This is a genomic window from Amycolatopsis kentuckyensis (assembly GCF_002155975.1).
In the GTDB taxonomy this organism is placed as follows: Bacteria; Actinomycetota; Actinomycetes; order Mycobacteriales; family Pseudonocardiaceae; genus Amycolatopsis; species Amycolatopsis kentuckyensis.
Window position 1 is genome coordinate 1 of sequence record NZ_MUMI01000743.1, and the last position, 5,905, is coordinate 5,905.

The window sequence follows — 5,905 nt, forward strand, 5'->3', positions numbered from 1 at the left end:
CGTGCAGGCGTGGAGCCGCGTCCGGCTCGGGGACCTCGCCGGGGCCGTGCCCGCCGCGGCGGAGGCGGCGCGGTTCGCGCGGGAGACCGGCCAGCCGTTCATGGCCGGGCTCGCCACCGCGGTCCAGGCCGAAATCGCCGCCCTGCGCGGCGACCACAAGCAAGCGAAAACCCTCGCCGACGAGGCCGAACGCGCCGGGCTCGCGGCCGGTGCCCGGCCCGTGCTGGCCACCGTGCAGCTCACGCGCGGCTTGACCGGCCTGAGCGAAGGCCGGTTCGAAGACGCCTTCGCCGACCTGCGGCGGCTGCTCGACCCCCAGGACCCCGCGTACCAGCTGGCCTTGCGCACGTACTGCGTCGCGGAACTCACCGAGGCCGCGGTCCGGGCCGGGCGCACCGAGGAGCTGCGTGGCCACCTCGCCGAACTCGAGTGCCTGGACACGCCGTCACCCGCCCTGCAGATCGGCCTCCGGTACGCCCGGGCCGTGCTCGACCCGAGCGACGAGCTGTTCGCCGAAGCACTCGAGGCCGACCTGGCCGGCTGGCCCGCCGAACGCGGCCGCGTCCACCTGGCGTACGGCGAGTGGCTGCGGCGGCAGCGGCGGGTCGTCGAATCGCGGACGCACCTGCGCACCGCCCGCAAGACGTTCGACGCGCTCGGCATGGCGGCCTGGGCCGACCGGGCCCGGCGCGAGCTGCGCAGCGCGGGCGAGTCGAGCCCGAACCGCGGCCCGGACGCCCGGGACAAGCTGACCCCGCACGAGCTGAGCATCGCGCAGCTGGCCGCCGAAGGGCTGACGAACCGGGAGATCGGGCAGCGGCTGTACCTCTCGCACCGGACCGTCGGCACCCACCTGCACCGGATCTTCCCGAAGCTGGGCGTGAGCTCCCGCGCCGACCTCGCCGGGATGCTGAAGACCCTCGAGCGGTGACGTACACCGGCTGCGTCAACTGACGGGCGCGAAGGTCACCAAACGGCTCCTAACGTCGTGAAAGTCCCACGGTCTTTCGCACAGGAGCAGCAGATGATCAGCAGGAGAAGGTTCGGGCACGTGTTCGCGGCCGGGCTCGCGGCGACGTCCTTGGCGGCCTGCTCGTCGGGCACTCCCGCGGCCGCCCCCGGTGCGGCGCCGGACCTGCGGGCCGGGTCCGGCGAACACACCTCGCTCGGTCCGGTGAAGCAGGCCGACGCCGGCGTGGTCACGATGGCCTACCACGAGTTCGGGCCGGCCACCGGGCAGCCGGTGGTGCTGCTGCACGGCTGGCCGTACGACCCGTACAGCTACGTCGACGTCGCGCCGATCCTGGCCGGCGCGGGCTACCGGGTGATCGTCCCCTACCTGCGCGGCTACGGCCCGACGGCGTTCAAGTCCGCGGCGACGGTCCGCAACGGCCAGCAGACGGCCGTGGCGCTCGACGTCATCGGCCTGCTGGACGCGCTCAAGATCGACAAGGCGGTCTTCGGCGGCTACGACTGGGGCGGCCGGACCGTCGACATCATCGCCGCGCTGTGGCCGGAACGCTGCAAGGCGATCGTCGCGGTGAGCGGGTACATCGTCACCAACCTGGCAGCGAACCAGAAGCCGCTGGCCCCGCAAGCCGAGCTCGGCTGGTGGTACCAGTACTACTTCGCGACCGAACGCGGCCGCGCCGGCTACGCGGCCAACCGCCACGACTTCAACAAGCTGATCTGGAAGACCGCGTCGCCCGCCTGGCACTTCGACGACGCCACGTACGACCGCAGCGCGGCGGCGTTCGACAACCCGGACCACGTCGCCATCGTCATCCACAACTACCGCTGGCGCCTGAGCCTCGCCCCGGGCGAGCCGCAATACGAGACGTACGAACAGAAACTGGCCGCGGGCGCGACCATCGCCGTCCCCTCGATCACGATCGGCAGCGACTTCGACGGTGCCGCCAAGGACGGCAAGGCGTACCGGGCGAAGTTCACCGGGAAGTACGAACACCGCGTCTTCGACGGCATCGGCCACAACGTGCCGCAGGAAACGCCGCGGCCGTTCGCCCAGGCGATCATCGACGCCGACCGCCGGTAGCGGTCTTGGGTGTTCAGGCGGGTGGGAACCCGCCTGAACACCCAAGACCGGCACGCTCCGTCAGGCGACCGTCGCGTCGAGGGTGACCTCGATGTTGCCGCGGGTGGCCTTCGAGTACGGGCACACCTGGTGCGCGCCCTGGACCAGCTCGTCGGCCGTGGCCTGGTCGATGCCCGTCGCCTCCAGGTGCAGCACCGCGCTGAGCCGGAACTCGCCCGCCTCGGTGTCGTGGTGCAGGGTCACCTCGGCGACCACGGCGAGGTCGGTCAGCGGCACCTTCTTCGCGCCCGCGACCCGGCGCACGGCCCCGACGAAGCACGACGCCCAGCCCGCCGCGAACAGCTGCTCCGGGTTGGTGCCGTCACCCGCGCCGCCGAAGGCCTTGGGGACGGCGAGGGTGACGTCGAGCGCGCCGTCGTCGGACGTCGCGCGGCCGCCGTTGCGGCCCTCCGCGGTGGAGGTGGCGACGGCGGTGTAGGTCACTTCGGACATGGTCTTCCTTTGCTCTCGGGGTGGCCGGCCCCACGCTAGGAAGCCGCGTGCGCGCGCGGCGACCGTCGCCCGACGTCACCCGTGTACGTCACCGTTCTCCAGCCGCAGCCACCGGTCGATCCCGATCTCCGCGAGGAAGCGCTCGTCGTGGCTGACGACGACGAACGCGCCGCGGAACGCCGTCAGCGCGCTCTCCAGCTGCCCGACGCCGACCAGGTCGAGGTTGTTCGTCGGCTCGTCCAGCAACAGCAGCTGCGGCGCCGGCTCGGCGAACAGGACGCAGGCGAGCGTGGCGCGCAGCCGTTCCCCGCCGGAGAGCGCGCCGACCGGCAGGTGCACCCGGGAGCCGCGGAACAGGAACCGGGCCAGCAGGTTCATCCGCCGGTCGGGCGGCAGCGCCGGGGCGGCCGCCGCCAGGTTCTCGGCGACGCTGCGGTCGTCGTCCAGCAGGTCCAGGCGCTGGGACAGGAACGCGATCCGGCCGTCGGCGCGCGTGAGGGTGCCGCCGTCGGGCTCCAGATCGCCGTTGACCACCCGCAGCAGCGTCGACTTCCCGGCGCCGTTGGGGCCGGTGAGCGCGATCCGCTCGGGACCGCGGATCGCCAGGTCGACGCCGTCGCCGAAGAGGCCCCGCACGCGCAAGCCCTCGCCGAGGAAGAGCGTCCGGCCGGCCGGGACCTCGGTCCCGGGCAGCTGCAGGCTGATCTTCTGTTCGGTCCGCAGTTCGCGTTCCGCCTGGTCGAGCTTGGCTTTCGCGGCGCCGACGCGGGCGGCGTGCGTGCCGTCCGCCTTGGCCGCCGATTCCTGCGCGTTGCGTTTCATCGTGCCCGCGAAGATCTTCGGCAGCCCGGCGTTGCCGAGGTTGCGCGACGCGGCGCTCGCCCGGCGGGCGGCGCGCTCGCGGGCCTGCTGCATCTCCCGCTTCTCGCGCTTGACCTCCTGCTCGGCGTTGCGGATGTTCTTCTCGGCGACCTCGCGCGCGGCCCGGACGGCGTCCTCGTAGGCGGTGAAGTTGCCGCCGTGGAACCGGATCTCGCCGCCGTGGAGCTCGGCGATCCGGTCCATCCGGTCGAGCAACGCCCGATCGTGGCTGACCACGAGCAGGCAGCCGGACCAGTCGTCGAGCACGGCGTAGAGCTGGTGGCGCGCTTCGGCGTCGAGGTTGTTGGTCGGTTCGTCGAGCAGCAGCACGTCCGGGCGCTTCAGCAGTTGCGCGGCGAGGCCCAGTGAAACGATCTGGCCGCCGCTGAGCGTGCTCAGCGTGCGCTCGAGCGCGAGGTCGCCGAGGCCGAGCCGGTCGAGCTGGGCGCGGGTGCGTTCCTCGATGTCCCAGTCGGTGCCGATGGTGGTGAAGTGCTCCTCGGCGACGTCCCCGGATTCGACGGCGGCGAGCGCGCGCAGAACCGGGGCCACCCCGAGGATTTCCGCGACGGACGGCTCTCCGCTCAGCGGCAGGTCCTGCGGGAGGTAGCCGAGCACGCCGTCGGCGGTGACGCTCCCGGCGGAGGGCTTCAGGGCACCGGCGACGAGCTTGAGCAGCGTCGTCTTGCCGGCGCCGTTCGGGGCGACGAGGCCGGTGCGGCCGCTCGCGAAGGTGGCGGACAGGCGGTCGAAGACGGGGGTGTCGTCCGGCCAGGAGAAGGACAGGCCGGACAGCACGATTTCGGACATGGCGAAGACCTCGGGTAAGGGAAAGCGGAAAAGGGGACGTCGACGGCGGCCCGCACCGGCGTTGCCGGGGGCCTGCTTGCTCCGGAGCTACCCGGAGATGTCGACGTCACCTGCCACGACTGGTCTCCTCCGTGTGGATCTTCCCTGCGAAGATAGCAGGGTTGTCCGCCGGGACCCCGGGTAACCGGCCCGGATGCGCATCGTGGTGACCGGAGCGACCGGCAACATCGGGACCGGGGTCGTGCGCGCGTTGGGCGCGGACCCGCAGGTCGAAGCCATCGTCAAGCTGGCGAGACGGCCGGCGGAGGGCGTCGTCCCGGCCGACGTCGAACGCGCCGACCTCGGGCCGCTCTTGCGCGGCGCCGACGCGGTCGTGCACCTGGCGTGGCTGTTCCAGCCCACCCGGCGTCCCGAACGGACGTGGCGCGCGAACGTCCTCGGCTCGATGCGGGTGTTCGAAGCGGCGGCCGCGGCGGGCGTGCCCAAGCTCGTCTACACGTCGTCGATCGGGGCGTACTCACCGCGGCGGGACGACGAGCCGGTGACGGAGGAGTGGCCGACGCACGGCTGGCCCGGGGCGGCGTACACGCGGGAAAAGGCCTATCTGGAGCGGTACCTGGACGCGTTCGAGGGCCGGCACCCGAAGCTCGACGTCGTCCGGATGCGGCCGGGGTTCGTCTTCCAGCGCAGTGCCGCGACGGAGCAGCGGCGGCTGTTCGCGGGGCCGTTCGTGCCGGGTTCGCTGGTGCGGTTTCTCCCGGTGGTGCCGGACGTCCGCGGGTTGCGGTTCCAGATCGTGCACACGGACGACCTGGCCGACGCCGTCCGCCGCGCGGTGACGCGGCCCGTGCGCGGGGCGTTCAACATCGCGACCGGTCCGGTCGTGGACCCCCGGTTCGCGGCGGACCTGCTGGGCGCGCGCACGATCCCGGTCCCGGCGGCCGCGGTCCGCGCGGCGGTGGACGCGGCCTGGCGCCTGCACGCGATCCCGGCGACCCCGGGCCTGTTCGACGCGGTCATGCGGCTGCCCGTGATGGACACGAGCCGCGCGGAGTCCGAATTGGACTGGCAGCCGGCCCGCGACGCCGCGGCGACGCTGAAGGAGTTCCTCGCGGGGCTGCGCGACGGCGCCGGCGCGGACACCTCACCGCTGGCCCCGGACCGGCACCGGCTGCACGAGGTTTCGACGGGGGTGGGGCGCAAGCCCTAGGCGAGCTCGGCGGAAACGACCGACGGCAGCTCCCGCAGCCGATCGAGCAGCGGACCGGTCTCTTCGGCCGCCAGCAGGACGGCGCAGACCATGCTGCTCTCGCGGACGCCGTCTTTGACGTCGACGGACAGTTCGTGGACGGGCCGTCCTTCGAGGGCACCGACGAGCGCGGGGATCGTTTCGGTGCCGCCGACGAAGTAGGTGGCGATCCGGCGGCGCAGCAGCATGGCCGAGCGGGGCGCGGGAACGGCGAAGGAGGTGGACATGGCGGATCTCCCTTGTGGATGGAACGAGATCGGGGCCAGGTCCCGGAAAAAGGCGATCGCCAACGCAGCACGCCGGCGACCTGGGTTCAGCCGGCGCGCCGGGTTACGAGTCGCAAGGACAACACCGGACGCAGCACGGCGACAGGCTAACACGACCGGGGAAGGCGGTGCACGGCCCGGAGGGCGGGGCGGGGTTGCGCGGTTGGGCCGGGT

Annotated in this window: 6 protein-coding genes; 3 read left to right on the forward strand and 3 right to left on the reverse strand. The window is 72.7% G+C overall.

All coding sequences use genetic code 11. The annotated features are described in order from the left end of the window. Positions 1–931: LuxR family transcriptional regulator (locus CCN39_RS47020; RefSeq protein WP_244211338.1), on the forward strand; the 931-nt coding region annotated here is incomplete at its 5' end. Positions 932–1,024: 93 nt separating this feature from the next. Beyond that, positions 1,025–2,053 carry an alpha/beta fold hydrolase gene (locus CCN39_RS47025; RefSeq protein ID WP_086853587.1) on the forward strand — a complete coding sequence of 343 codons (1,029 nt, stop codon included), beginning with the start codon at positions 1,025–1,027 and terminating at the stop codon, positions 2,051–2,053. 60 nt (positions 2,054–2,113) lie between these two features. Here CCN39_RS47025 and CCN39_RS47030 read toward each other — a convergent pair whose 3' ends face one another. Together CCN39_RS47030 and CCN39_RS47035 are read right to left on the reverse strand one after the other, a co-directional pair. Beyond that, positions 2,114–2,545, reverse strand: a complete 432-nt coding sequence (locus CCN39_RS47030) for an organic hydroperoxide resistance protein (RefSeq protein ID WP_086853588.1) — start codon at positions 2,543–2,545, stop codon at positions 2,114–2,116. Positions 2,546–2,620: 75 nt separating this feature from the next. Next, the gene (locus tag CCN39_RS47035) at positions 2,621–4,216 is read right to left on the reverse strand and encodes an ABC-F family ATP-binding cassette domain-containing protein (RefSeq protein WP_086853589.1); all 1,596 of its coding nucleotides are present in this window, start codon (positions 4,214–4,216) and stop codon (positions 2,621–2,623) included. A gap of 193 nt (positions 4,217–4,409) precedes the next feature. Here CCN39_RS47035 and CCN39_RS47040 point away from each other — a divergent pair, with 193 nt between their 5' ends. Then, positions 4,410–5,426, forward strand: a complete 1,017-nt coding sequence (locus CCN39_RS47040) for an NAD-dependent epimerase/dehydratase family protein (protein WP_086853590.1) — start codon at positions 4,410–4,412, stop codon at positions 5,424–5,426. On the opposite strand, the gene CCN39_RS47045 is transcribed toward CCN39_RS47040, so the two are convergent. Beyond that, positions 5,423–5,692 carry a hypothetical protein gene (locus CCN39_RS47045; protein WP_086853592.1) on the reverse strand — a complete coding sequence of 90 codons (270 nt, stop codon included), beginning with the start codon at positions 5,690–5,692 and terminating at the stop codon, positions 5,423–5,425. The genes CCN39_RS47040 and CCN39_RS47045 overlap by 4 nt on opposite strands. Positions 5,693–5,905 lie beyond the last annotated feature (213 nt).